The organism is Ancylobacter sp. TW_SC_1 (assembly GCF_056836805.1).
The window spans coordinates 143136-168578 of the sequence record NZ_CM166365.1 but is presented as its reverse complement, the minus strand read 5'-3'; the positions used below and the strand labels follow the sequence as shown (position 1 = coordinate 168578).

At 70.4% G+C, this 25443-nt stretch carries 20 protein-coding genes; 10 read left to right on the top strand and 10 right to left on the bottom strand.

Annotated features, from left to right (window positions below; genetic code table 11):
• Positions 1-31: 31 nt before the first annotated feature.
• Together AC1PZ7_RS00765 and AC1PZ7_RS00760 are read right to left on the bottom strand one after the other, a co-directional pair.
• Positions 32-619, bottom strand: coding sequence for a protein-S-isoprenylcysteine O-methyltransferase (locus AC1PZ7_RS00765; protein WP_482357616.1), 588 nt, complete (start codon positions 617-619; stop codon positions 32-34).
• A 15-nt stretch (positions 620-634) separates the two neighbouring features.
• Entirely contained in the window at positions 635-1912 is a 1278-nt protein-coding gene (locus AC1PZ7_RS00760) for a hypothetical protein (RefSeq protein ID WP_482357615.1), read from the bottom strand.
• 217 nt (positions 1913-2129) lie between these two features.
• Here AC1PZ7_RS00760 and dxs point away from each other — a divergent pair, with 217 nt between their 5' ends.
• Both dxs and AC1PZ7_RS00750 read left to right on the top strand, forming a co-directional pair.
• Positions 2130-4052 carry a 1-deoxy-D-xylulose-5-phosphate synthase gene (gene dxs, locus AC1PZ7_RS00755; protein WP_482357614.1) on the top strand — a complete coding sequence of 641 codons (1923 nt, stop codon included), beginning with the start codon at positions 2130-2132 and terminating at the stop codon, positions 4050-4052.
• An 18-nt stretch (positions 4053-4070) separates the two neighbouring features.
• Positions 4071-4856 carry a TlyA family RNA methyltransferase gene (locus AC1PZ7_RS00750; protein ID WP_482357613.1) on the top strand — a complete coding sequence of 262 codons (786 nt, stop codon included), beginning with the start codon at positions 4071-4073 and terminating at the stop codon, positions 4854-4856.
• Positions 4857-4888: 32 nt separating this feature from the next.
• Here AC1PZ7_RS00750 and AC1PZ7_RS00745 read toward each other — a convergent pair whose 3' ends face one another.
• A complete protein-coding gene (locus AC1PZ7_RS00745; protein WP_482357612.1) occupies positions 4889-5428 on the bottom strand; it encodes a DUF1097 domain-containing protein in 540 nt (179 codons plus the stop codon).
• Between the two features lie 213 nt (positions 5429-5641).
• On the opposite strand from AC1PZ7_RS00745, the gene AC1PZ7_RS00740 reads away from it, so the two are divergent.
• Complete coding sequence (locus AC1PZ7_RS00740; protein ID WP_482357611.1) at positions 5642-6892, top strand: class I SAM-dependent RNA methyltransferase; 1251 nt, start codon at positions 5642-5644, stop codon at positions 6890-6892.
• A gap of 167 nt (positions 6893-7059) precedes the next feature.
• On the opposite strand, the gene AC1PZ7_RS00735 is transcribed toward AC1PZ7_RS00740, so the two are convergent.
• From AC1PZ7_RS00735 to aroC, 3 genes are all read right to left on the bottom strand, one after another.
• Positions 7060-7866: a DUF1194 domain-containing protein gene (locus tag AC1PZ7_RS00735; RefSeq protein ID WP_482357610.1), complete on the bottom strand. Its 807-nt coding sequence runs from the start codon at positions 7864-7866 to the stop codon at positions 7060-7062.
• A 159-nt stretch (positions 7867-8025) separates the two neighbouring features.
• Positions 8026-9330, bottom strand: coding sequence for a 3,4-dihydroxy-2-butanone-4-phosphate synthase (ribB, locus tag AC1PZ7_RS00730; RefSeq protein WP_482357609.1), 1305 nt, complete (start codon positions 9328-9330; stop codon positions 8026-8028).
• Positions 9331-9519: 189 nt separating this feature from the next.
• The gene (gene aroC / locus AC1PZ7_RS00725) at positions 9520-10632 is read right to left on the bottom strand and encodes a chorismate synthase (protein WP_482357608.1); all 1113 of its coding nucleotides are present in this window, start codon (positions 10630-10632) and stop codon (positions 9520-9522) included.
• A gap of 169 nt (positions 10633-10801) precedes the next feature.
• Between aroC and AC1PZ7_RS00720 the strand changes: the two genes are divergently transcribed.
• Positions 10802-12124: a hemolysin family protein gene (locus AC1PZ7_RS00720; RefSeq protein WP_482357607.1), complete on the top strand. Its 1323-nt coding sequence runs from the start codon at positions 10802-10804 to the stop codon at positions 12122-12124.
• On the opposite strand, the gene AC1PZ7_RS00715 is transcribed toward AC1PZ7_RS00720, so the two are convergent.
• The 3 genes from AC1PZ7_RS00715 to aptA form a co-directional block, all read right to left on the bottom strand.
• Positions 12125-12343 (bottom strand): hypothetical protein, encoded by a 219-nt coding sequence (locus AC1PZ7_RS00715; RefSeq protein ID WP_482357606.1) that lies wholly within the window; start codon positions 12341-12343, stop codon positions 12125-12127.
• A 305-nt stretch (positions 12344-12648) separates the two neighbouring features.
• Positions 12649-15129, bottom strand: a complete 2481-nt coding sequence (hrpB, locus tag AC1PZ7_RS00710) for an ATP-dependent helicase HrpB (protein WP_482357605.1) — start codon at positions 15127-15129, stop codon at positions 12649-12651.
• A gap of 198 nt (positions 15130-15327) precedes the next feature.
• A complete protein-coding gene (gene aptA / locus AC1PZ7_RS00705) occupies positions 15328-16677 on the bottom strand; it encodes an omega-aminotransferase AptA (protein WP_482357604.1) in 1350 nt (449 codons plus the stop codon).
• Between the two features lie 316 nt (positions 16678-16993).
• On the opposite strand from aptA, the gene AC1PZ7_RS00700 reads away from it, so the two are divergent.
• From AC1PZ7_RS00700 to AC1PZ7_RS00680, 5 genes are all read left to right on the top strand, one after another.
• The gene (locus AC1PZ7_RS00700) at positions 16994-18883 is read left to right on the top strand and encodes a tetratricopeptide repeat protein (protein ID WP_482357603.1); all 1890 of its coding nucleotides are present in this window, start codon (positions 16994-16996) and stop codon (positions 18881-18883) included.
• A 111-nt stretch (positions 18884-18994) separates the two neighbouring features.
• A complete protein-coding gene (locus AC1PZ7_RS00695; protein ID WP_482357602.1) occupies positions 18995-20110 on the top strand; it encodes a TIGR03364 family FAD-dependent oxidoreductase in 1116 nt (371 codons plus the stop codon).
• A 32-nt stretch (positions 20111-20142) separates the two neighbouring features.
• Entirely contained in the window at positions 20143-20943 is an 801-nt protein-coding gene (gene phnX / locus AC1PZ7_RS00690) for a phosphonoacetaldehyde hydrolase (protein ID WP_482357601.1), read from the top strand.
• Positions 20944-21130: 187 nt separating this feature from the next.
• The gene (locus AC1PZ7_RS00685) at positions 21131-21880 is read left to right on the top strand and encodes a hypothetical protein (RefSeq protein ID WP_482357600.1); all 750 of its coding nucleotides are present in this window, start codon (positions 21131-21133) and stop codon (positions 21878-21880) included.
• Entirely contained in the window at positions 21789-22808 is a 1020-nt protein-coding gene (locus AC1PZ7_RS00680; protein ID WP_482357599.1) for a hypothetical protein, read from the top strand. The genes AC1PZ7_RS00685 and AC1PZ7_RS00680 overlap by 92 nt, the downstream gene beginning before the upstream one ends.
• Positions 22809-22842: 34 nt before the next feature.
• Here the strand turns inward: AC1PZ7_RS00680 and AC1PZ7_RS00675 are convergent, their stop codons facing one another.
• A complete protein-coding gene (locus AC1PZ7_RS00675) occupies positions 22843-23118 on the bottom strand; it encodes a hypothetical protein (RefSeq protein WP_482357598.1) in 276 nt (91 codons plus the stop codon).
• A 154-nt stretch (positions 23119-23272) separates the two neighbouring features.
• Here AC1PZ7_RS00675 and hisS point away from each other — a divergent pair, with 154 nt between their 5' ends.
• Entirely contained in the window at positions 23273-24811 is a 1539-nt protein-coding gene (hisS, locus tag AC1PZ7_RS00670) for a histidine--tRNA ligase (protein WP_482357597.1), read from the top strand.
• Positions 24812-25443: the final 632 nt, after the last annotated feature.

Here is a 25443-nt window from a genome sequence, read left to right as displayed (position 1 = left end):
CGTGCGGGCGGGGATAGGCGCCTGCGTCGTGTCAGTAGACGTGCGGTATGAGCCGCGCGGTGCGGGCGCTGTAGTCGCGGTACTCCTGGCCGAACGTGTCGAGCATCATCTTCTCCTCGCGGCCGACGCGGAAGGCGTAGAGGATGCCGAAGCCGATCAGTCCGGCCGGGCCGGCGATCCAGTTCGGGATCAGGATGAACTGCGCCAGCGCCCACAGGAAGAACGCCGAGTACATCGGGTGGCGCACATGGCGGTAGACGCCTGCGGTGATGAGCTTGTGCTTGTCCTTGATCTCCAGCGTCACCGACCAGTTCTTGCCGAGATCCTTGTGGGTGCGGCGGAACAGCCAGAGCGAGGCGATGAAGGTGAGGGTGCCGAGGGCGAACTGCACCGGCGAATAGGGATAATTGGCGAAATTCAGTGCCTTAGAGGTCGCCCAGAGCAGCGGCGTGATGCCGAGGCCGAGGGTCGAGCAGGAGAGCAGAACCAGTTCGCGCAGCCGGTCGCGCGCGTCGACCACACGCTCGCGCTTCACCTTGCGCTCGAACGGCAGGCGGATGACGTACCAGCCAATGACACCGGCGGCCCAGACGATCTTGGCGGCGACGAGGAGATTCATGAAGCGTCCGTTGGTTCAGTCGATCAGGGAGCCGTCCGGCGCGAAGCGACCGAGCGGTCCTTCCGGGCGGGAGGCGATGTCGGGGAAGGCGAGCGGGCCGAGCACGAACATGTAGTAGTCGTAGGGGGCCCGCTGCTCGTTCGCCAGCAGGAACTGGTAATGGATGCGCATGATGTGCCAGCGCAGGCGTCGCATCTTCTGCGGCGTCAGCATTTCCTTGACGTTGGCATTGCGCAGCATCGGCGGACACAGGTCCGGGTTCTCGAAGGTGGTGCGGCGCAGCGTGACCGGGTGGAACTTGTAGAAATTGATGACGTCGTGCCGCGCCTGGTACTCGACCCAGATGAAGGACGGCGTCGCCGCGATGCGCTCGGCCTGCCGGCGGACCTTGTGGCCCCGCCGGTGCAGGGCGAGCTTGGGAATGGTGGCGCCGCAGGTGAGCAGGCTGACCTGCGTCGGCCCGCTCGCCAGCCCCGGCTCGCGGTCGAGCGCCCGGTTGATGATGCCGAGCATCAGCGTCGCCCCGAGGCTGTGGCCCACGAGGACGATCTCGTCATGCGCGCCCGAGCGCACCTCCTCCACCAGCACGTCGGCGAAGCGGTCGAGCCTGGCGTCGAGTTCCGGCGTCCGGTCGTGCAGGTAGTCGCGCGCGAGGTCCCAGTCGTCGAGCGCCTGATGCAGGCGCCAGTCGCGGCCCGGGCGACGGAACAGGCCGAAGAACACGCCTATCGCGGCGACAAGGCCGATGGCCCAGCTGAGCGGTTGCGGTATGGCGTGACCCGACGCCCAGTCCGCGAACCAGGCGGCGCCCACGCCGGCGATGACCGCCGCGACGGCGAACAGGGCGGCGATGACATAGGGGAAGAAGAAAAAGAAGCCGTAGCGCGGGCTCGCCCGGAAATAGCCGCGCGCCGCGCCGCCGCGCAGGAAATCCCACAACCCGCCGAAGCCACGCCAGAAGCGCACCGGGTCCGGCCGGCGGTCGAGCGCCGCGACGATGTCCTCCCAGCGCAGCACGCGGTAGTCGGTATGGGTGTCCCAGTTGCCGGCGTGGCTGTCGGCATCCCAGCGGGCGAAGGGCTCCGTGCCGGCGTCGAGCCGCGGCGTCACCGAGACGTCGACCGACCACAGCTTGCCGAAGCGTTCCGCCTGGTTGGCGAAGCGGCCGTGATGGTAGTCCATGTCGGTCGGGTCATGACCCGGCAGGAACAGCACCAGACGGCGCCACGTCGGGCGTGGGTCCGTCGGCTCGGAGCGTCTATCCTCGGTCGCGATGCTGGCCTCTGCTTCCATGACGTGTTTCTAAAGGAAGCCGTGGCGCGAGGCCAATGCTCGTTCGAGCGCGACGCCCGGTCTCCACATTCTGTTGCGCCGCCTATCTGAATACCGGCAGTACCATGACCGTGCGTTGCACCGCCTGCGCCCATTGTGTATGCCGTTGAACTTCGCCCGGACATGTTCATTGCCCTTGTGCATTCTCCCCCGGCGATTGAGTTTCTCGGAGCCGTTCTTGACCCGTCCCTCGACGCCGCTACTCGACACGATCCGCGAGCCTGCCGATCTGCGTCGCCTGCCGGAGGACCAGCTCTCCCAGCTCGCAGCCGAGCTGCGCGAGGAGATGATCGACGCGGTCTCCGTCACCGGCGGGCATCTCGGCGCCGGCCTCGGCGTGGTCGAGCTGACCGTCGCGCTGCACCATGTCTTCGACACGCCGAATGACCGCCTGATCTGGGATGTCGGGCACCAGTGCTACCCGCACAAGATCCTCACCGGCCGGCGCGAGCGCATCCGCACGCTGCGCCAGGGCGGCGGGCTCTCCGGCTTCACCAACCGGACCGAGAGCGAATACGACCCCTTCGGCGCCGGCCATTCCTCGACCTCGATCTCGGCCGGGCTCGGCATGGCGGTGGCGCGCGACCTTTCCGGCGTCCAGCGCAACGTCGTGTGCGTGATCGGCGACGGCGCGATGTCCGCCGGCATGGCCTATGAGGCGATGAACAATGCCGGCGCGATGGATTCGCGCCTCATCGTCATCCTCAACGACAACGACATGTCGATCGCCCCGCCGGTCGGCGCCATGTCGGCCTATCTGGCGCGGCTGCTCTCCGGGCGCACCTATCGCTCGCTGCGCGAGACCGCCAAGCAGCTCGCCGGCGGCCTGCCGAAGTTCTTCGGCCGGCAGGCGGCGCGGGCGGAGGAGTTCGCGCGCGGCTTCTGGACCGGCGGCACGCTGTTCGAGGAGCTCGGCTTCTACTATGTCGGGCCGATCGACGGCCACAATCTGGCGCATCTGCTGCCCGTGCTGCGCAATGTGCGCGACGCCGAGACCGGGCCGGTGCTGGTCCACGTCGTCACCCAGAAGGGCAAGGGCTATCCGCCCGCCGAGGCCTCGGCCGACAAGTATCACGGCGTGCAGCGCTTCGACGTCGCCACCGGAACGCAGAAGAAGGCGGCCTCCAACGCGCCGACCTATACCAGCGTGTTCGCCGAGAGCCTTATCGACGAGGCGCGGCGCGATGAGCGGATCGTCGCCATCAATGCCGCCATGCCGGCCGGCACCGGCCTCGATTTGTTCGGGCAGGTCTTCCCCGAGCGCAGCTTCGATGTCGGCATCGCCGAGCAGCACGCGGTGACCTTCGCGGCGGGGCTGGCGACCGAGGGCTTCAAGCCGTTCTGCGCCATCTACTCGACCTTCCTGCAGCGCGCCTATGACCAGATCGTCCACGACGTGGCGATCCAGCGCCTGCCGGTGCGCTTCGCCATCGACCGTGCCGGCCTGGTGGGCGCGGACGGCGCCACCCATGTCGGCGCCTTCGACGTGCCGATGCTCGCCACCCTGCCGGGCATGGTGGTGATGGCCGCCGCCGACGAGGCCGAGCTGGTGCATATGGTGGCGACCGCCGCCGCCTATGACGAGGGGCCCATCGCCTTCCGCTATCCGCGCGGCGAGGGCGTCGGCGTCGAGCGGCCGGCGCATGGCGTGCCGCTGGAGATCGGCCGTGGGCGCGTCGTGCGCGAGGGCTCGAAGATCGCCCTTCTCTCGCTCGGCACGCGGCTTTCCGCCTGTCTCGCGGCCGCCGACCAACTCGCCGGGTTCGGCCTGTCGACCACGGTGGCGGATGCGCGCTTCGCCAAGCCGATCGACCGCGAGCTGGTGCTGCGGCTCGCCCGCGAGCACGAGGTTCTGGTCGTCGTCGAGGAAGGCGCGGTCGGCGGCTTCGGCAGCCATGTGCTGACCCTGCTGGCCGAGGCCGGCGCGCTGGATCGCGGCCTGAAGGTGCGCACGCTCGCGCTCCCCGACCGTTTCATCGAGCAGGATTCCCCCGCCAGCCAGATGCACGAGGCGGGTCTCGACGTGGATGGCATCCTGCGCGGCGTGTTCGGGGCGCTCGGCCGCGAGGAAGAAGCCGCCGTCGCCCTGCGGCGCGGCTGAGCCCCGCCAGGCGCGGCGATGAAGCCGGTAGATCCTCAGCCTGCCGCCCTCGATCCTGCCGCCTCCACGCGTGCTGGCCGCGCGCGCGCCGACCGCGTGCTGGTCGAGCGCGGGCTGTTCGACAGCCGCGCGCGGGCGCAGGCGGCCATCGCCGCCGGCCTCGTCACGGCGGACGGGCGCACGGTCGGCAAACCCTCCGAGACGATTTCCGCGGACGCCGTGATCGAGGCGCGCGAGGCCTATGAATGGGTCTCGCGCGCGGGCCTCAAGCTGGAGGCGGCGCTCGATGCCGCCGGTCTCGCCGTCGACGGGCTGGAGGCGCTGGATGTAGGCGCCTCGACCGGCGGCTTCACCCAGGTGCTGCTGGCGCGCGGCGCCGCGCGCGTTCACGCCGTCGATGTCGGGCGGGGGCAACTGCACGAGCGGCTGCGCGGCGATCCGCGCGTGGTTTCGCTGGAGGAGACCGACATTCGCGGCCTCGCTTGCGACCGGATTCCGCCGGCTGGCATCGTCACCATCGACGTCTCGTTCATCTCGCTGGAGCAGGTGCTGCCCGCCGCGCTGGCGCTGGCGGCGCCGGGCGCGCATCTGGTGGCGCTGGTGAAACCGCAATTCGAGGTGGGGCGCGACAAGCTCTCCAAGGGCGGCATCGTCAAGGATGCCGCCGCGCGGGCCGAGGCGGCGGCGCGGATCGAGGGAGTGCTCGTCGGGCTCGGCTGGCGGGTGACGCACCGGCTGGTGTCGCCGATCCTCGGCGGCGACGGCAATGAGGAAAGGCTGCTCGTGGCGGCGCGGGCGGAATAGTGCCGCCCGCGCCGATGTCGGATGCAGGCGGCTCAGGCGGCGCGGCGCGCGCTGCTGTCGCTGGCCACCAGCGCCCCGGCGACCTTCTCCGAGATATAGCCGAGGGCCGCGCCGGCGATCAGCGACAGAACGATGGTCACCAGCGGGTTGGCAAGGCTCGGGGCGGTCAGGTTGGCAAGGCCGTCCGTGGCCAGCAGCGAATAGCCGGCCATGGCGGCGAAGCCGTAGACCATCGCCGGAATGGCGGCGAAGGCCGGTATGTTGGCGAGCAGGATCATCACCAGCACGCCGACGCCGACGCAGATGCCGGCCCACAGCGGCAGGCCGAGGCTTTCGCCGAGGCCGCCGCGGCTGACCGCGAGCAGCGTCAGCCACGCCATGACGGCGCCGGCGATGTTGGCCATTATGGTGGCCTTGAGTCCGGCCTCCTTGCCTCCGCAATGGAAGAAGCAGGCCCAGGCGATGAAGGCGACCCAGATCTGCAGGCCGCCGGCAAGAGGTCCGAGGAACAGCCAGGTGGCGACGCCCCCGAGTACGCCGATACTGATTGCAAGTGCCGAGATAAGCGACATTATTTCCCCCGTTTTGCGCGCTTAGACTTTTATTATTATGTGCGCTTGCTAAGTAAACATGGCTGTCCATTTGAAAAATAGGAATCAGCATTTCGTACAATACATAAAAATGAACCCTATGGCAGGTCGTCGAAGGTCAGGTGATGAATTGACGCGGATCATTATTACGCTGATGCATAATATTGCATGGCTTATGGCAGGGAGATGGGGCCGATGAGCGCGACGCTGCTCAGGATCGACCATGTAGGCCATCGCGGCGATGGCGTCGGCGAGACTCCGGCGGGGCCGGTCTATGTGCCGCTGACCCTGCCCGGCGAAAGCGTGGAGATCGAGCGCGAGCATGATCGCGGCCGGCTGGCGTCCGTGGTCGAGCCGAGCCCGGAGCGCATCGAGCCGATCTGCCGTCATTTCGGCGTGTGTGGCGGCTGCGCCCTGCAGCACTGGGCCGCCGGACCCTATCAGGCATGGAAGCGTTCGCTGGTGGTGGAGGCGCTGGCGCGCGTCGGGCTGACGCCGGAAGTCGCTCCGCTCGTCGCCGCCCATGGCGAGGGCCGGCGCCGCGCCGTGTTCCATGCGCGCGGTACCGGCGGCAACGCCCGGCCGGGCCGTGACATGCTGTCCGTCGGCTTCGCCGGCCGCCGCAGCCACGCGATCGTCGCCATCGACGCCTGTCCGATCCTCGCGCCCAGCCTCGACGGTGCGCTCAAGGCCGCCTGGGCGGTGGCGCAGGAACTGGCGCCGCTCGCCAAGCCGCTCGACATCCAGGTCACCGCGACCGAGAGCGGGCTCGACATGGATGTGCGCGGCAGCGGGCCGCTGAGGCCCGATCGCGTCGTCGCCCTGGCGGAGATCGCCGGCACCCATCGCCTCGCCCGCCTCACCCGGCATGGCGAGCTGGTGCTGCAGCGCGAGCCGCCGGTCGTCACCATGGGGGGCGTGCGCGTCGCGCTGCCGCCCGGCTCCTTCCTGCAGGCGACGGTGGCCGGCGAGGCGGCGCTGGCCGGCCTCGTCATGGAGGCGGTGAAAGGGGCGACCCGGACGGTCGACCTGTTCTCGGGCGTCGGCACCTTCGCGCTGAGGATGGCCGAACGCGCCCGCGTAGGCGCTTATGAAAGCGCCGCGCCGGCGATCGAGGCGCTGCTCAAGGCGACGCGCGGCGCGTCGGGCCTCAAGCCGGTGACGGGCGAGGCGCGCGACCTGTTCCGCCGCCCCCTGCTGGCGCAGGAGCTGAAGGGCATCGACGCCGCGGTGTTCGATCCGCCGCGGCAGGGCGCGGAGGCGCAGGCGCGCCAGCTTGCCGCGAGCGGCGTTCCGCTCGTGGTGGGCGTGTCCTGCGATCCCGTGAGCTTCGCCCGCGACGCGCAGATCCTGACGCAGGGCGGCTTCCGGCTGGAATGGGTGACGCCGGTCGACCAGTTCCTCTATTCCGCCCATGTCGAGATGGTGGGCGTGTTCCGGCGCTGAGGACGGACTCACCCGTCATCGCGGACGGCGCGCTTTCCCGTCATCCCGGACGGCCGCAGGCCGATCCGGGATCGGGTGCCGGGGGGAGAGCGATCCCGGCCCTTCGCTGCGCTCTGGCCGGGAGGACGGCAATGATGCGGCGATGATGGTTCGGCCGGGAGGCCGCCTCAGTTGCCCCAGCGTTCCATCCACATGCGCTCGCCGATCGAGCAGGAAATGCGCGGCTCGGTGGCGGCGGCGCGGTGGACGAGTTGCCGCCGGGGCGGCACCACGCCGGCGATCTCCAGCACCAGCTTGGTCTTGATGGCGTCGGCGAATTCATGCGTGCCGCGCACCGGGATGACGAAGGCGCCGGGGCCGCCGATCACGCAGTCCTCGTAATAGATGTCGAGCTGGTCGATATCGAGCATGGAGCCGGTCGCCTCTTTGAGCATCAGCGGCAGGCCGTTGACGGTGATGCCGCGCGCGGTCACGCCATCGCGCGTCAGGTCGACGAGCGGTCCCTGATTGTTGGTGCCGTCGCCGGAAATGTCGATGACGCGCCGCAGGCCGCGGATCGCGTTCCGCTCGATGAGGCCGGCGCTGAACTCCATCGCGCCCGAGATCGAGGTGCGGTAGACGCGCCGCAGCGGGGCGCTGCCGATCGCCGCGGCGAAGGCGCGGGCGTCGGCGGGGCCGCCGATCAGCGTCCAGTCGACCACCAGCTTCTGTTCCTCGATCCCCGCCCATTCGACATAGGCGATGGCGACGCGGCCATTCGGGCCGAGCTTGAGGGCGTTGAGGAATTCCGGCGAGGTGACGGCCTTCATGTAGCCCTCGCGCTGCAGCGCGAGCTCGTCGAGATCCATGGAGTAGGAGACGTCGACCGCCAGCACCAGCTCGACATCGACGATATCGTCGGCCCGGGCTCTGCCCGCTGCCGTCAGGCTGCACAGGACGGCGAGCAGGGCGAGAGCGGCACGCACGCGCGACATCGCGACCTCCGTCGGTGACGGGACCTCGACGTGTCAGAGAACCGTCATCCTCATGGTGACACGAGGGGCGGGAGGCCAGAAGCCGAAAGTGCAGGCAGCATCGGAGGCCCGATGCCGTTCGCGTGAGCGTTCGCTACCGGAGTAGCGGACGCCGCCGGCTCAGACGTCCAGCGTCTCGGTGCCGGTGATCTCGATGCCGAAGCCGGCGACGCCGACATAGGTGCGCGCGCGCGACGCCAGCAGGCGGATCGAGGAGATGCCGAGATCGCGCAGGATCTGCGCGCCGAGGCCGACCTCGCGCCAGTTCTGGTCGCGCATCTTGGCGCTCTCGACCTTTTCCTCGTCGCCCATGGTCGAGACCGGCACGCCGGTGGTGCCGTCGCGCAGATAGACGAGGACGCCGCGGCCCTCCGCCTTGATGCGCTCCAGCGAGGCGCGGATCGCCTTGCCGCCGGTGAACACGTCGCCGATCGGGTCGGCGCGGTGCAGGCGCACCAGCACGTCGCGGCCGTCGCCGATCTTGCCGTGCACGAGGGCGATGTGGTTCACCGGCTCGAAGGGCGTGACGTAGGAGATCGCATGCATCTCGCCGACCACGGTCGGCGCGGCGAATTCGGCGGTGCGGCTGACCAGCTTCTCGCGCAGTTGGCGATAGGCGATGAGATCCGCCACCGAGATGCGGGTGAGCTTGTGGGTGGCGGCGAACTCGGCGACCTTCGGGCCGCGCATCACCGTGCCGTCGTCATTGACCAGTTCGCAGATGACGCCGACGGGGTCCATGTTGGCTAGCCGGCACAGGTCGACCGCCGCCTCGGTGTGGCCCGAGCGCATGAGCACGCCACCTTCCCGGGCGATCAGCGGGAAGATGTGGCCGGGGCGGACGAAGTCGACGGCGCCGGCATTGGGATTGGCCAGCGCGCGCACCGTGGCGGTGCGGTCCTCGGCCGAGATGCCGGTGGTGGTGCCATGGCGGTAGTCGACCGAGATGGTGAAGGCGGTGGCGTGGGGGGCGTCGTTGTCCGTCACCATCGGGTTGAGCCGCAGCCGCTTGGCGTGCTCGGCGGTGAGCGGCGCGCAGACGATGCCCGAGGTGTGGCGGACGATGAAGGCGAGCTTCTCGGGCGTCGCGTGACTGGCGGCGACGATGAGGTCGCCCTCGTTCTCGCGGTCGTCGTCGTCGGTGACGACGAGCATCTCGCCACGCGCGAACGCCTCGATCGCTTCTTCGACGCGGGACTGAAGATTGTCGGTCATGAATGCCACCTCCACGCTATCGAGCCCGAGGAAATCGTTCGGCGTCACCGCGCCGCCGGTGGCGGCCGCGATGCGCGCGCCCGCTTCCCGGGAGATCCAGGCCTGTTCGTCCTTGCACAGCGCGGTGATGCTGGCGGGCGACAGGCCGGCCGCGCGCGCAAAGGCGCTGCGCGTCGTGCCGGTCATGACGAGCCAGTCCGCGAGTTTCATGGGCGAAGGATAGAGGCGCGCTTATTCACTGGCAATGAAAATTATGGGGAACTTCAGTAATACTGAAATCTCTCTTCGCCGACGTCATCCCGGACGGCTGAAGGCCGCTCCGGGATCGTTTGCCAATCACCGGGCGATCCCGGCTCTCTGCCCTTCCGGCTCCGGCGGGGATGACGGCGGCAGGGACGCTCAGCGCGGGAACGGCCAGACGGGCGGCGTGCCGACCTGCCCGCGATGGCGCAGCAGATGGTCCGCCAGCACGCAGGCGACCATGGCTTCGCCCACCGGCACGGCGCGAATGCCGACGCAGGGGTCGTGACGACCCTTGGTGACGATCTCGGCGTCCTCGCCGTGCCGCGTCACCGTGCGGCGCGGGGTGAGGATCGAGGAGGTCGGCTTCACCGCGAAGCGGGCGACCACGGGCTGGCCGGTGGAGATGCCGCCGAGCACGCCGCCGGCATGGTTGGCGAGGAAGACCGGGCGGCCGTCATTGCCCATGCGCATCTCGTCGGCATTGTCGACGCCGGTCAGCGTGGCGCTGGCGAAGCCCTCGCCGATCTCCACGCCCTTGACCGCGTTGATGCTCATCAGCGCGCTGGCGAGGTCGGCGTCGAGCTTGCCGTAGAGCGGCGCGCCGAGGCCCGGCGGCACGCCCTCGGCCACCACCTCGATCACCGCGCCGACCGAGGAGCCGGCCTTGCGGATGTCGTCGAGATAGTCGGCCATGCGCGCGGCCGCCTGCGCGTCCGGGCAGAAGAACGGGTTGCGGCCGATCTCGGCGTCGTCCCAGTTCGCCCGGTCGATGCCGATCTCGCCCATCTGCACCAGCGCGCCGGTGATGGTGACGCCCGGCAGCACCTTCGCCGCGATGGCGCCGGCGGCGACGCGCACCGCAGTCTCGCGCGCCGAGGAGCGCCCGCCGCCGCGATGGTCGCGCAGGCCGTATTTCACGTCATAGGCATAGTCGGCATGGCCGGGGCGGTAGCTCTCGGAAATCGCCGAATAGTCCTTCGAGCGCTGGTCGACATTCTCGATGAGGAAGGCGATCGGCGTGCCGGTGGAGACCAGCGTGCCGTCCTCTTCCTCCAGCGTGCCGGAGAGGATGCGCACCTCGTCCGGCTCGCGCCGCTGCGTGGTGAAGCGCGACTGGCCGGGCCGGCGGCGGTCGAGCGCCGCCTGCACCTCGTCGAGCCGGAAGCGCAGGCCGGGCGGGCAGCCGTCGATCACGCCGCCGATGGCCGGCCCATGGCTCTCGCCGAAGGTGGTGACGCGGAAGAGATGGCCGAAAGTGTTGAAGGACATTGCGGCTCCGCCAGCGGCAGGGACTGTTTGCGGCGCTTCTAGGCGTCCGCGCGACGGGCGTCAAACCGCCGCCGGCGGCCGCCTGCCGCCGCCGACGCGGATGCCGGCATGGAGAATGGCGGCATCCGTGCTACATAATGGCGGACAAGAGGCTTTCCCCCCATCACCCATGCCACTGTTTGAAATCGCCGTCGTCCTCCTGCTCGTGCTGATCAACGGCGTCCTTGCCATGGCCGAGCTTTCCGTCGTCTCGGCCCGTCCGGCGCGCCTGCGCGCCATGGCCGACAACGGTTCGCGCGGCGCCGGCATGGCCCTCGCCCTGGCGGCCGATCCGGGCCGCTTCCTGTCGACCGTGCAGATCGGCATCACGCTGATCGGCATTCTGGCCGGCGCCTTCTCGGGCGCCACGCTGGGCGCCATGCTCGGCGAGTGGCTGCGCGCGCAGGGCATGGCGCCGCGCCTTGCCGACGGCCTCGGCTATTCGCTGGTCGTGGCGGCCATCACCTATGTCTCGCTGATCCTCGGCGAACTGATCCCCAAGCGGCTGGCGCTGCAGAGCCCGGAGAAGCTGGCGAGCTTCGTCGCGCCGGGCATGGTGCTGCTCGCGCGCATCGGCGCGCCGGCGGTGTTCCTGCTCGACATCTCCTCGCGCGTGGTGCTGCGCCTGCTCGGCGAGCACGGCAAGGGCGAGGACAGCAACGTCACCGACGACGAGATCCGCGCCATCGTCGCCGAGGCGGAGAGCGCCGGCGTGATCGACCCGGACGAGCGGCAGATGATCGCCGGCGTGATGCGCCTCGCCGACCGGCCGGTGCGCGCGGTGATGACGCCGCGCACCGATGTCGACTGGATCGACCTGACCGACGATCCCGACGCGGTGCGCCAGACCATTCGCGAGACCCGCCACACGCGCATGCCGGCCTGCGAGGGCACGCCGGAGGAGAGCGTCGGCGTCATCGACATTCGCGACCTGCTGGAAGCCTATCTCAACGGCGAGACGCCCGATCCCCGCCGCTTCGTGAAGCCGGCCGCGGTTCTGGTGGAGACCGCCGGCGCGCTCGACGCCATGAAGGTGCTGCGCCACGCGCAGTCGCCGCTGGCGCTGGTCGTCGACGAATATGGCTCGATGGTCGGCATCCTCACCCCGGCCGACCTGCTCGACGCCATCGCCGGCTCGGTGGTGTTCGACGAGTCCGCCGGCCACGCCAAGCCCGACATGGTGGAGCGGGCCGACGGCAGCTATCTCGTCGCCGGCTCGACGCCGGTCGACGAACTGGCCGACATTCTCGGCATCCGCGTGCCGCAGGATGCCGGCTTCCACACCGCCGCCGGGCTGGTGCTGCACGAGCTCAAGGCGCTGCCGCAGGAAGGCGCGGCCTTCGAGTCGATGGGCTGGCGGTTCGAGGTGGTGGACATGGACGGGCGGCGCGTCGACAAGCTGCTGGTGTCGCGTGCCGTGGCGCCGCGGCGCCGTGCGCCGCTGATGGGCTGATCAGCGCAGCATCGCGTCCGTCGCGACGACCGGGGCGGACGTCGGCACCCCGCCATAGCGGGTGCCGACGCCGACCACCACGGTAACGATGGCGACCGCGAGGGCGGCGGCGATGAGGCCGTATTCGAGGCCCGTGCCGTGCGGCCGGCGGGCGACGGCGGCGCGACGGCGCGACGCCATGTGCTGGCCGACCAGTTCCCGTTCCACCATCTCTCGCATGGCCGCTTCTCTGCTTGAACTCATCCGCGTGATATCTGTCTTGGAACAGATTTTATTGTGAGGACACCTTGCGCCTCACACCTTGACCACGCGTTAAAACGGCCGCCGGGCGCGCGTACTCTTGCTCCGTGGTTAATGTTTGCCGCCGCAAGATGGTTAATACTTCGATGCCGTGGACAGAGGAGGAACGTCATCCTGAGGCGCCGCCATGGGCGGCCTCGAAGGATGGCAATCCGAGCGCGCGCCTTCCATCCTTCGAGGCTCGCGGCGCTCGCACCTCGGGATGACGAGGCTCTGTGAACGGTTCAGCCGCGCGGCTTGGCGCGGCGGGTCGGCTCGGCATGGGCCGGGTCTTCCGGCCAGGGATGGCGGGGGTAGCGCCCGCGCATGTCGGCGCGCACGTCGCGCCACGATCCCGACCAGAAGGCCGGCAGGTCGCGGGTGAGCTGGATCGGCCGGTGCGCCGGGGAGAGCAGCGCGAGGGTGAGCGGCACCCGCCCGCCGGCGATGGATGGGTGGGTGGTGAGGCCGAACAGTTCCTGCACCCGCACGCTCAGTGCCGGGCCGCCCTCGGCGGCGTAGTCGATGGGCAGGCGCGAGCCGGTCGGCACCTCGAAATGGCTCGGCGCCTCCTGGTCCATCCGGCGCGCCAGCTCCCAGGGCAGCAGGCCGGAGAGCGCGCGGCCGAGCCGGTCGGCGTCGATCGCGCCGAGCGCCGTCACATCCTCGATCTGCGGCGCCAGCCACTCCTCGACGGTGTCGGCCATCCGTGCCCAGGACAGGTCCGGCCAGGTCTCCGGCAGGCTGGCATGGAGAAAGCGGGCGCGGTCGAGCCATTGCCGCTGCGCATCGGACCAGCCAAGCCGCTCCAGCCCGCGCGCGGCGGCGGCACGGGCGAGGGCACGGGCGGTCTCCGCCCCCGGTTTCAGCGGCGCGGTGCGCTCGGCCAGCACCAGCGCGCCGAGCCGGCGCAGATGGCGGGCGCGCAGCGCGCCGGAGGCGGGATCGAAGGCGGTCTCGACGCCCTCGGTGATCGCGCCGCCGAATTCGGCCTCGATCTCGGCCTCGCTCAGCTCGGCGGCGAGCAGGATGCGCGCCTCGTCGGCGGTGCCGGTCAGCTCGGCGATGGCGAGGAATCGCGCGCGGGCGAGGGAGGAAGCGGGATCCAGCGCCGCGCCGCGCCCGTTGGCCAGCACGAAGCGCCGCCCGTCGCCGCGCCCGCGCGCGATGCGGTCGGGGAAGGCCAGCGCCAGCAGCACGGCCGGCCCCGGCGGCGGGCCGGAAATCCGCTCCCGCGACACCAGCGCGTCCGCCTCGCGCGCCCAGCGTTCCGCGAGCCGGCGGGCTTCGTCAGTGCGGCCGGAGCGGTCGCGGGAAAAATCCATCAGGCGGTGAGCGAGGTCGGGCGCGTCGCCGCCGAGCCCACGCTCGGAGACCACGGCGGCGATGCGCGCGGCTTCCGTACCGGCGCCGCGCCGGGCGCCCTCGATCACCATGCGGGCGAGGCGCGGCTCCAGCGGCAGCCGGGACATGGCGCGCCCCAGCTCGCTCACCTGCCCGTCGGCATCGAGCGCGCCGAGCGCGGCGAGCAGCGCCTTTGCCTCGCTCACCGCCGGCGCGGGCGGCGGATCGAGGAAGGCGAGCGTCGAGGGCTCGCGCACGCCCCAGACCGCCAGATCGAGCACGAGGCGGGCGAGGTCGGCGGCGAGGATTTCCGGGGTGGCGTAGGCCGGCAGGCTCGCCGTCTCCGGCTCGTTCCACAGCCGGATGCAGATGCCCGGCGCGGTGCGGCCGGCGCGCCCGCGCCGCTGGTCGGCGGCGGCGCGCGAGACGCGCACCGTCTCCAGCCGGGTCAGTCCGACGCCCGGCTCGAAGCGCGGCACGCGGGCGAGACCGCTGTCGACGACGATGCGCACGCCCTCGATGGTCAGGCTGGTCTCTGCGATGGAGGTGGCCAGCACCACCTTGCGCCGGCCCGCCGGGGCGGGGGAGATCGCACGGTCCTGCTCGGCGGGTGGGAGCGCGCCGTAGAGCGGGTCGATGTCGATGGCGGGATCGCGGATCGCCTCGCGCAGCAGGCGCTCGGTGCGGCGGATCTCGGCGACGCCGGGCAGGAAGGCGAGGACGGAGCCGGTCTCGCCCGCCAGCGCGCGCTGGATGGCCTCGGCCATCTGCCGCTCGATCGGGCTGCGCGGATCGCGGCCGGCATAACGGGTCTCGACGGGATAGGCGCGCCCGAGGCTCTCGATGACGGGCGCCTCGCCGAGCAGGCGGGCGACGCGGGCGCCGTCGAGCGTGGCGGACATGACCAGCAGGCGCAGATCCTCGCGCAGCGCGCCTTGCGCGTCGAGCGCCAGCGCCAGGCCGAGATCGGCGTCGAGGCTGCGCTCGTGGAACTCGTCGAACAGCACGGCGGCGACGCCGGAAAGCTCCGGGTCGTCGAGCATCATGCGGGTGAAGATGCCCTCGGTGATCACCTCGATGCGGGTGTCGCGGCCGATCTTCGAGCCGAAGCGGGCGCGGTAGCCCACCGTCTGCCCCGCTTCCTCGCCCAGCGTCCGCGCCATGCGGGTGGCGGCGGCGCGCGCGGCGAGGCGGCGCGGCTCCAGAACGAGGATTTTCCGCCCGGCGACCCACGGCTCGCCGACGAGCGCGAGCGGCACCCGCGTGGTCTTGCCGGCGCCGGGCGGGGCGACCAGCACGGCGTTCGTGCCCGCGCGCAGCGCGGCGGTGAGCGCCGGCAGGGCGTCGTCGATGGGCAGTGACGTGGCGAAGGGCGAGGGCATCGGGCCATGGCTATACAGCCGGTTGCCCGATCCCGGAACTGTCGCCAGAGCGAAGGGCGCTTGCCCCCTCTCCCCGTGGGGGAGAGGGCTGGGGTGAGGGGGCGCCATCGGCAAGCCGCGTCGCCCCTCACCGACCCGCTGCGCGGGCCACCTCTCCCCGACGGGGAGAGGGAAGAATTTGTGATCTGTCCGACGCGCTCAGAAGATCTTGTCGAGCACGCTGCCGAGCTTGTCGACGACCTCGCCGATCTGGCTCTCGCTGATGACGAGCGGCGGGCTGACGGCGAAGGTGTCGCCGGCGGTGCGCACCATCATGCCTTCCTCGTGGAACAGCCGCTCCATGCCCTCATAGGCGCGCCGGCCGACGCCGTCCTCGCGCGACTCGAAGTCCACCGCGCCGACCAGGCCGACGGTGCGGATGTCGAGCACGCCCTTCTTGGCGCGCAGCGTGTGGAAGGCGTCCGCCCAGATCGGCTCCATCGCGCGGGCGCGCTCGAACAGGCCTTCCTCGCGGTAGAGGTCGAGCGTGGCGAGCGAGGCGGCGCAGGCCAGCGGGTGCGCCGAGTAGGTGTAGCCGTGGAACAGGTCGATGACCGGGTCGTCGCTCTTCACGAAGGTGTCGTAGATGTGCTTGCGCACCAGCACGCCGCCCATCGGCACCGTGCCCGAGGTGACGCCCTTGGCGAAGGTGATCATGTCCGGCACGACGCCGTAGCGCTCGGCGGCGAAGGCGTAGCCGAGGCGTCCGAAGCCGGTGATGACCTCGTCGAAGATCAGCAGGATGCCGTATTTGTCGCAGATCTCGCGCAGGCGCTTGAGGTAGCCCACCGGCGCGGGAATGGCGCCGGTCGAGCCGGCCATCGGCTCGACGATGACCGCGGCGATGGTCGAGGCGTCGTGCAGGGCGACCAGGCTCTCCAGCGCGTCGGCGCGCTCGGCGCCCCACGCCGGCTCGCCCTTGGAGAAGGCCTGCTTCTCGCGGTTATAGGTGTGCGGCAGGTGGTCGACGCCCGGCAGCAGCGAGCCGAACATCTTGCGGTTCGGCGAGATGCCGCCGACCGAGATGCCGCCGAAGCCGACGCCGTGATAGCCGCGCTCGCGGCCGATCAGCCGGGTGCGCGTCGCGTTGCCGCGGGTGGCGTGATAGGCGAGCGCGATCTTCAGCGCGGTGTCGCCGGCTTCCGAGCCGGAATTGCACAGGAAGACGTGGTCGAGGTCGCCCGGCGCCAGCGCGGCGATGCGGGCGGAGACGGCGAACGCCTTGGGGTGGCCGTACTGGAAGGGCGGGGCGAAATCCATCTCCGCCGCCTGCTTCTGGATCGCCTCGACGATCGGCTCGCGGCTGTGGCCGGCATTGGCGCACCACAGGCCGGCGGTGGCGTCGAGGATCGGCCGGCCCTCCGGCGTGTAGTAGTGCATGTCCTTCGCGCGCGAGATGAGCCGCGGCCGCGCCTTGAACGCCCGGTTCGGCGTGAAGGGCATGAAGAAGGCTTCGAGGTCGTTCGGGTTGGCTCCGGCGGTGGAGTCGACATCATAAGCGACAGACATGGAGAACTCCGGCTGAAACGGCGTGAGGGTGGGGCCGCGCTTTTTTAGTCATGTATAATGCGTGGGCAGGAGACGCTCACGAGAAATAATCATGATGTGATCACTTTCCTTTCTGCCGCGCCCGTCGACTTGACCGTGCGGCCTCATCGCGGCCATCAACTCGGCTCATGGCGTGATAGTGTCACGTTGCGTCATGCGTTTCCGCCCCATGGGGTGTCATTGCCCGCGCCCGGCTTAGGGGGAGCAACCGGGAGCGGCACCACGATAGGACTGCGCAGTGCCCGAAAGCACGACTGCTGAAACGCCCGGAGCCGACGTGGATGCGGCGCCCGGTTCGGCCCGCATTACGCCGGAAGCGGTGCGGCGGGCGCTGGCGCTCGTGCTCGAATCCGAGGAGCTGCGCTCCTCGCCGCAGCTCTCCAACATACTGCGTTTCGTGGTCGAGGCGACGCTCGACGGCCGGCGCGAGGCGATCAAGGGCTACACCATCGCCGTCGAGGCGCTGGGGCGCGACGCGTCCTTCGATCCGCAGGCCGACCCCATCGTGCGCGTCGAGGCGACGCGGCTGCGCCGTGCGCTGGAGCGTTACTATGCCGGCGCCGGCGCCAACGACCCGATCGAGATCGCGGTGCCACGCGGCAGCTACGTGCCGCAGTTCCTGCCGCACGGCGCGGGCGCGCCGGCCATCGCGGCGCTGGTGGACGAGGCGGACGCGGATGCCGGCGCAGCGGCTTCCGGCGACGGCGAGCCTGTCGGCACTGCCCTGCCGCCACCGGCACCGGGCGGGCGACGGCGCAGCCGCGTCCGGGTGCTGGCGCTGGGGCTTCTCCTGCTCGCGGCGCTGGTGATCGCCTCCGGCGCGGTGGTGGAAAGCGTCGATCCGTTCGGGTTGCGGGCCCTGGTGTCGGGGGCGGCCTGGCATCCGATCGAGCGCACCAACCGCCTCGGCATTCCCATGGTGGAGGTGCGCGATTTCGACTCCACCGGCGGCACGCCCCTGCCGCCGAGCGAGATCACCGGCATTGCCGGGGTGGTGACCAGTGGCGATTTCACGGCGCGCGCCATCGAGGTGCGCGTGCGCGACGCGCTGGCGCGCTTCGATCTGCTCGACGTGCTGGCCAGTCCCGATGCGCGCCCGGCGTTGAGCTGCGCCAGCGGGGGAGCCTCGCCCAACTCCGCCTTCGCGCTGGGCGGCCTCGTCGAGAACCATGACGACGGCACCATCTCGGTGCTGCTGCGTCTTTCCGACCTGTGCGACGGCACCATCGTCTGGTCGCGCGAGTTCGACAGCCTCAGGCGCGGGGGGGATGCGAGCGCCTCCGAGGTCGCGCTGGTGCGTGACATCATGGCCGCCATCGCCGAGCCCTATGGCGTCATCCAGACCCGCGCCCGTGCCCGCGTCACGGCGGCCGGCGGGCCGGCGACGGCCGGTCCCTATGGCTGCGTGCTGATGGCCTATTCCTACTGGCGCTCCTACGTGCCGGCCGAACACGATCAGGCGCGCGCCTGCCTTGAGAAGGCCGTGGAGGCCGACCGCACCTTCGAGCTGGGCTACGCGCTGCTGGCCGAGCTCTATCTCGACGAGGTGCGCATGGGCGCCAATCCGCGCGCCGGCACGCGGGCTCTCGACCGCGCCCTCGCCGCTGCCGAGCAGGCCGTCGAGCTGGCGCCGACCAGCGCCTATGCGCAGAGGGTGCTGATGGACGTGCAGTTCTTCCGTGGCGAGCGCGGCGCCACCCTCGCGGCCGGCGAGGCGGCGCTGGAGCTCAATCCCTACGACGTCGACGTGCTGGCCGATTTTGGCGGGCGGCTGGTGGCGCTGGGCGAAGGCGCGCGCGGCGAGGCGATGCTGGCCAAGGCCGCGCATTCGGCTCCGGGCATGCCGCCCTGGGTGGATTATCACCGCGTCATCGCCGCCTATCTGAGGGGCGACGCCCCGGCGGCGGCGGCGGCGGCGGACCAGCTCATGGGCGAGGGCTACGCACCGGGGCTGCTCGCCCGTGCGCTTGCCAGCCATCTCGCCGGCGAGGACGAGTCGGCGCGCGCGGATCTGCGCAAGCTCCTCGCCCTGGCGCCGGCCTGGGCCAGCGAGCCCGACACGATGATCGGCCGCTTCTTCCCCGACCCGGCCATCGCCCGGCGGGTGCGGGCGGACCTCGCCGCCATCGGCCTGCCGGCCCGCGGTTCCGCCGCCGCCGCGAACTGAGACGTCCGGTCGCGAGCGGCCGGACCAAGGTCGCGTGGCGCGGCGCCCGCGAACCGGCTATAGGCTCTCGGGCTCCTTCCCGCCTGGACCGTCGCCAACCGGACCCTTCCCATGTCGGACAATTTCGATCTCGCCATCGTCGGTGCGGGCGTCGTCGGCCTCGGCCATGCCATCGCGGCGCGGCGGCGCGGCCTGAAGGCCGTGGTCATCGACCGCGACGCGCGCGCCAACGGCGCCTCGATCCGCAATTTCGGCTTCGTCACCGTCACCGGCCAGCAGCGCGGCGAATGCTGGCGCCGGGCCATGCGCTCGCGCGACATCTGGGCCGAGGTGGCCCCGCGGGCCGGCATCGCGGTGGTGCATCGCGGCCTGCTCGTCGCCGTGCGCAGGCCGGAGGCGATGCCGGTGCTCGAAGCCTTCCGGGCGACCGAGATGGGCGAGGGCTGCGACCTGCTCACGCCCGATCAGGCGCGCGCGCGTCTGCCGGCGCTTGCCGGCGAACTTTCCGGCGGGCTGTGGAGCCCGCACGACATGCGGGTGGAATCGCGCGACGCGATCCCCAGGCTCGCCGCCTGGCTGGCCTCGGAGGGCATCGCGTTCCGCCGCGAGACGGCGGTGACCGGGGTCGAGCCGGGCAAGGTCCACACCTCCGGCGGCACGGTCGCGGCGGCGCGCATCGTGGTGGCGCCGGGCGACGATTTCCACACGCTGTTCGAGGACCGCTTCGCGCTCTACGGCGTCACCCGCTGCAAGCTGCACATGCTGCGCGTCAGCGATCCGGCGGTCGGCACGCTGCCCGGTTCGGTGATGACCGACCTCTCGCTCGGCCGCTATCTCGGCTATGCCGAGCTTCCCGAGGCCGCGCCGCTGAAGCGCGTGCTGGAAGCCGAGCAGGCCGAACATTTGGCGCACGGCGTGCACCTCATCGTGGTGCAGTCGGCGGATGGTTCGCTGGTGGTGGGCGACAGCCATCATTACGGCGCCACGCCCGACCCCTTCGCCCCGGATTTCGTGGACGAGCTGATCCTCGACGAATACGCCGCCCTGTTCGGCCGCCGGCCGCCGGTGGCCGAGCGCTGGATCGGCACCTATGCCTCCGCCTCCGACCGGCTGGCCTTCATCGACCGGCCACACGATTCCATCAGGCTGGTGGTGGTGACGAGCGGTACCGGCGCCTCCACCGGCTTCGCCATCGCCGAGGAGGCGGTGGCCGAGCTGTTCGACTGACCGCCCACGACAGCAAACGGAGAACGACGCATATGGCCCTCAAGGCGCTCATCCTCGACTGGGCCGGAACGGCGGTCGATTTCGGTTCGCGCGCGCCGATGGGCGCTTTCGTCGAGGCCTTCGGCCAGGTCGGGATCACGATCTCGATCGAGGAGGCGCGCGGGCCGATGGGCCTGCCCAAGCGCGACCATGTCGCGGCGCTGATCTACAGCCCGGCGATTTCCGCCCGCTGGCAGGCCGCCCACGGCGCCGCGCCGACGGAGGGCGATGTCGACCGGGTGCTCGCCATCTTCGAGCCGCTCAATGTCGAGGTGATCCCGCGCCACGCCGACATCATCCCCGGCCTGCTGGAAGTGGTGGCGGAGGCGCGCCGGCGCGGCATGAGGATCGGCTCCACCACGGGCTATACCCGCCCGATCATGGAAAAGCTGATGCCGCTCGCCGCGAGCGCCGGCTATGCGCCCGACAACGTGGTCTGCGCCGGCGACCTCGCCGCCGGTCGGCCCTCGCCGCTCATGATGTACCGCACCTTCGCCGATATTGGCGTGTGGCCGCCCTCCTCCTGCGTGAAGCTCGACGACACCGAGCCCGGCATCGCCGAGGGGCTGGCGGCCGGCACCTGGACGGTGGGGCTCGCGCTGTCGGGCAATGCGGCGGGGCTGTCCAAGGCCGAGCTCGACCGGCTGGCGCCCGACGAGCGCGCGGCGCTGCGCAAGCGCGCCGGCGACAAGCTGTTCGCCGCCGGCGCGCATTTCGTCATCGACACCGTCGCCGACCTGCTGCCGGTCCTCGACGCGATCGAGGCGCGGCTGGCGGCCGGGCTGCGCCCCTGAGGCGCGGCGGCCCAGCCCGCAGCCCGATCAAGCCCTTTTCCGATCACGCTCGTTTTCCGATGCCGCCACCGCGGCGGACGTCGCGGTGGCGTCGCACCGAATGATTGCAACAACAGATTATACAACTTATGATTTGCTATCGCGGCTGATCTGAACCGCTGGGTGTCGTGGGGCACGGGAGGGGCGCATGGCCGATGTCGACGCGACGGGCCATGCGGTCGGCGCGCGTGGCGATGCGCCGGGAATGGCGCCGTCGACCGGCGGCAGCCAGGAATGGATCGCCATCATCGCGGCGCTGCTGAGCGGTGTCTTCGTCCTCATCGTCGCCCAACTCATGGCCTTCATCGAATATCAGGGGCGCTTGGCGCGGTTCCAGCCGGAAATCCAGTCCCGCGACGTGCTCTACGAGGCGACAATACGCGACCTGCTCGACGTGCAACTCGTCCTGCTGCAGTCGATTCACAGCGAGATGGTCGCTCTTTCCGCCGAAATCGAGGGCGAGAAGGTGGAGGTGCAGAACCGAATCGAGCGAGTCTGCGCGCAGTTCCGGCAGCCATCGCTGGCCCCAACTCCGCCCCCCGCCGCTGCCGGATGCCAAGCCCAACCACTACGCCAGATGCCGCGATTTTCTGCACGGCATTCCCTTCGAGGGCACGCTTGCCGGGATGAACCCGAACAGCATGCCACGGGGCGCCGTGTGGGCCAGGAGCAGCCATCTGGCGTCGCCCAAATTTGCCGAGATCGTGGCCCGGCAATTCTGGGCCCACATGAAGCCGGACACATGTCAGGTCTGCCGCAGCGCGGCGACGCAGGACACCGGCGACAGGGGGTTCAACGCCTATTACATGTACGACATCGTCGAGATCGCGAAGAAGAACCACAGCATCTTCACCCGGCTCAACGCACAGCTCGAAATCCAGTCGCAGCGCGCCGATAGGGTGTGTTCGCGGGCGGGGTGGCTGGCCGGCCAACTGGATGATGCGCGCTACAACGATATTCCCTGCTTACCGAGGGACGTGTTGGTGGGCGGTGCGCCGTCCGCGCTGGCGTCCCTGCCGAGCGCCGGGCAGGCGTCGTCGTCCACCGCATCGGATACCACCTCGACCTCACTCCCGGACAAAGGCGATGCGGGCGCCTCGGGCGGCACCAGCCCGGCGCAGATGGAGACGCAGCGGCGTTTCGATCTGGTCAACCAGTTCCGCTACTACAACAATGTCTCGCTTGGCCTCGCCCAGCATCTGCTGCTCAGTTCGCCCGACTATCTCGCCTCGTGGCTGCTGGTGTTCGGCGGGGCGATGGGCGCGATGCTGAAGATCCTGTTCTGGCACATCCTGCCGGCCCGCGAGCTGAAATGGTCGGACCTGATGGTGGACCCAGCCCGCGGCATGGTCTGCGCGGTGATCCTGTTCATCCTGTTCCGCTCCGGCCTCGTGGTGATTTCCGGCGGCGGCCAGTCGCTCGATTCCTCGACCCTCAGCCCGTTCTTCGTCGCCTTCGTCGCCATCGGCGCGGGGCTCCTGTCCGAGCAGGTGATCTATGCGGCCCGGCGCTCGGCGGGAGCCCTGATCGGCAGCGCGGCGTTCCAGGAGCCGCCGCGCTGGGCGGTCGGGCTTGCCGCCCGGCTCGCCGGGCCGGCGCGCATCATGAGCGCCGAGGATCTGGCCGCGCGCATCGAGGGGGTGGAGCCGGAGCAGGTCGCCGACTGGGTGGACGGAACGGCGCCGGTCGACGGGGTGATGCAGGAGAAGGTCTCGCTCGTGCTGGGCGTGCCGCGCTACGAGCTGTTCACCGACATCGACCCGAAGAGGCAGAAGCCGCCGGGCGGCGCGGCGGCCGGCGCCGCGGCCGATGCCGGCGCCGGCTGAGCCAGGACCGGCCGGCCCGTCTGACGGGGCGGCCTCAGGGGAGGATCTGGCCCGGCGCGGCGCCATAGGGCGTCTGGCAGGCGCAGGGCGCGCCGGCCGGCCCGAAGCCGGGCAGGAGGCACACGCCCGCGCGGCTGGCGCAGCGATTGCTCATCGCCTGCTGCGGATATCCCTGCTGCGGAAAGCCATAGGGGGCGATGGGCGGCGGCGGCGGGGGTGGCAGGAACATCTGCGCCGTTGCCCGCGAGGCCGGCAGGAGCGTCGAGAGCGCGACCAACGCCGCCATGAAAGCGGAAGGCGAATGCGGCACCGTCTACCCTCCAAGGTTGCTATTTTCTTATACACCAACCAGGAATGGGTTTCCTTCGCTTTCTTGCCTGTTTCGGTTGTCCGGGCGGTCTCTCCCTTGCCCGCCTCCCGCCTGTCCTCTAAACCCGCGCCGTACTTCGTGAAGGACGGCGCCGATGGCCAAGGACAAACCCTCCAAGCTCAGAGCCCGCATGCCGCGCGGCTTTGCCGATCGCGGCCCGGGCGAGCTCGCCTCGACGCGGGCCATGCTGGAGACCATCCGCAAGGTCTACGAGCTCTACGGCTTCGAGGCGCTGGAGACGCCGTTCATCGAATATACCGACGCGCTGGGAAAATTCCTGCCCGATCAGGACCGGCCGAACGAGGGCGTGTTCTCCTTCCAGGACGATGACGAGCAGTGGCTGTCGCTGCGCTACGACCTGACCGCCCCGCTCGCCCGCCATGTGGCGGAGAATTTCGACAAGCTGCCGAAACCCTTCCGCAGCTACCGCGCCGGCTGGGTTTTCCGCAACGAGAAGCCCGGCCCGGGCCGCTTCCGCCAGTTCATGCAGTTCGACGCCGACACGGTGGGCGCCCCCACCGTCGCCGCCGACGCCGAGATCTGCATGATGATGGCCGACACGCTGGAGGCGCTGGGCATCGCGCGCGGCGACTATGTGATCAAGGTCAACAACCGCAAGGTGCTCGACGGCGTGCTGGAGGCCATCGGCCTTGGCGGCGACGACAATGCCGGGCGGCGGCTCACCGTGCTGCGGGCCATCGACAAGTTCGATAAATTTGGTGTCTCCGGCGTCCAAGAACTGTTGGGCGAAGGCCGCCTTGACGATAGCGGAGACTTCACACGGGGGGCGCAGTTGTCGAACCATCAGGTTCGAGCGCTTATTAAAACAATGCTCGTGGGAACGGCCAAGCCCATGAATGAAGATCCGGTGACGATTGACGAGCAGACCTACCTCCAGCAGCTCGCGCGTGACTACGCTGGGAATGAGGTCGCCTCGGCTGGGGTTTCGGAGCTACACCAAATTGCTAATTTGTGTCGTGCCTCCGGCTATGGCGAGGATCGCATCCGCATCGACCCCTCCGTCGTCCGTGGCCTCGAATACTATACCGGCCCGGTCTTCGAGGCCGAGCTGACCTTCGAAGTGAAGGACGAGAAGAACCGCCCGGTGCGCTTCGGCTCGGTCGGCGGCGGCGGGCGTTATGACGGGCTGGTCGGGCGCTTCCGGGGGGAAGCTGTGCCGGCTACGGGTTTTTCCATCGGCGTCTCGCGGCTGGCTTCGGCGTTGTCTTACCTCAAGACAGACGCCAAACCGGAATTCGGCCCGGTGGTGGTCGTCGTCATGGACCGCGACCAGACCGCCCATTACATGGGCCTGGTGGCGCGGCTCCGGCAGGCGGGCATCCGCGCCGAGATGTATCTCGGCAATCCGAAGAATCTCGGTAACCAGTTCAAATACGCCGACCGCCGCAACTCCCCCTGCGTGGTCATCCAGGGCTCGGACGAGCGCGCCGCCGGCACTGTCCAGATCAAGGATCTGATCGAGGGCGCCAAGGCCGCCGCCGCCATCACCGACAATGCCGAGTGGCGCGAGAGCCGCCCGGCGCAGTTCGCCTGCGGTGATGAGGAACTCGTCGCGAAGGTGCGCGAGCTGCTCGACCATCACGGCGTGCCGCACGGCGCCGCCCTCGGCTGAGCGGCACGGGCGCAGCCCGGCACCAGCGGCACCGCGTCATCCCGGACGGCCGGCACGGCCGATCCGGGATCGCTCGCCCCGTGAGCACGATCCCCGCTCTCGCTGCGCTCGGCCGGGAGGACGGCCCTGGAGGGCGGCGGCCGCCATCGTTGCCGCCAAATCTATCCGCACCCCTGCCGGCCGGCGCGATAATGGCGCCACCTGTCCCGATGAGGGGGCGCAACCGGAGCGGCCGGCTCGCGCGGGATGGGGCGGTGGCCGCGCGGAGGGGATAACGCACCCCGGCGCGCGGCGGCCCAAGCCGTGCGTTCCCGGTCCGCCTGCCGCGGATCACTGGGGCGGCGCGCGCCGGTTCGCCGGCACGCGGTGCCTCGCAGCGGAGGATAGCAACGGTTCGTCCTCCGGGGGCCGCAGGGAGCAAGCCTCAAACACCGCGTGCGGGGCGCCGGCAGCGGCGCGTCGGTTGGTTGACGAAAAGCTTGCACCACTCTTCCACAAAGGTGCAGGCGACCGCCGGAGCGTGAGCCCCGGCGCCCCGCGCGCCCCATTGCGGGGGGCGAACCGCTCGTGCCTCCGTCGCTCCCGGGCGCCGGAGCTTTTCGTGTTGCCCGCCCGGCGGGCCCCCGCGCGTC

Excerpts from the sequence above, each read along its gene's own strand:
- phnX (WP_482357601.1), top strand. The coding sequence starts at position 20,143 with ATGGCCCTCAAGGCGCTCATCCTCGACTGGGCCGGAACGGCGGTCGAT.
- AC1PZ7_RS00760 (WP_482357615.1), bottom strand. The coding sequence starts at position 1,912 with ATGGAAGCAGAGGCCAGCATCGCGACCGAGGATAGACGCTCCGAGCCG.
- aroC (WP_482357608.1), bottom strand. The coding sequence starts at position 10,632 with ATGTCCTTCAACACTTTCGGCCATCTCTTCCGCGTCACCACCTTCGGC.
- AC1PZ7_RS00680 (WP_482357599.1), top strand. The coding sequence starts at position 21,789 with ATGTACGACATCGTCGAGATCGCGAAGAAGAACCACAGCATCTTCACC.
- AC1PZ7_RS00695 (WP_482357602.1), top strand. The coding sequence starts at position 18,995 with ATGTCGGACAATTTCGATCTCGCCATCGTCGGTGCGGGCGTCGTCGGC.
- AC1PZ7_RS00735 (WP_482357610.1), bottom strand. The coding sequence starts at position 7,866 with ATGTCGCGCGTGCGTGCCGCTCTCGCCCTGCTCGCCGTCCTGTGCAGC.
- hrpB (WP_482357605.1), bottom strand. The coding sequence starts at position 15,129 with ATGCCCTCGCCCTTCGCCACGTCACTGCCCATCGACGACGCCCTGCCG.
- AC1PZ7_RS00740 (WP_482357611.1), top strand. The coding sequence starts at position 5,642 with ATGAGCGCGACGCTGCTCAGGATCGACCATGTAGGCCATCGCGGCGAT.
- aptA (WP_482357604.1), bottom strand. The coding sequence starts at position 16,677 with ATGTCTGTCGCTTATGATGTCGACTCCACCGCCGGAGCCAACCCGAAC.
- AC1PZ7_RS00750 (WP_482357613.1), top strand. The coding sequence starts at position 4,071 with ATGAAGCCGGTAGATCCTCAGCCTGCCGCCCTCGATCCTGCCGCCTCC.
- AC1PZ7_RS00745 (WP_482357612.1), bottom strand. The coding sequence starts at position 5,428 with ATGTCGCTTATCTCGGCACTTGCAATCAGTATCGGCGTACTCGGGGGC.
- hisS (WP_482357597.1), top strand. The coding sequence starts at position 23,273 with ATGGCCAAGGACAAACCCTCCAAGCTCAGAGCCCGCATGCCGCGCGGC.
- AC1PZ7_RS00765 (WP_482357616.1), bottom strand. The coding sequence starts at position 619 with ATGAATCTCCTCGTCGCCGCCAAGATCGTCTGGGCCGCCGGTGTCATT.
- ribB (WP_482357609.1), bottom strand. The coding sequence starts at position 9,330 with ATGAAACTCGCGGACTGGCTCGTCATGACCGGCACGACGCGCAGCGCC.
- AC1PZ7_RS00715 (WP_482357606.1), bottom strand. The coding sequence starts at position 12,343 with ATGCGAGAGATGGTGGAACGGGAACTGGTCGGCCAGCACATGGCGTCG.
- AC1PZ7_RS00720 (WP_482357607.1), top strand. The coding sequence starts at position 10,802 with ATGCCACTGTTTGAAATCGCCGTCGTCCTCCTGCTCGTGCTGATCAAC.
- AC1PZ7_RS00685 (WP_482357600.1), top strand. The coding sequence starts at position 21,131 with ATGGCCGATGTCGACGCGACGGGCCATGCGGTCGGCGCGCGTGGCGAT.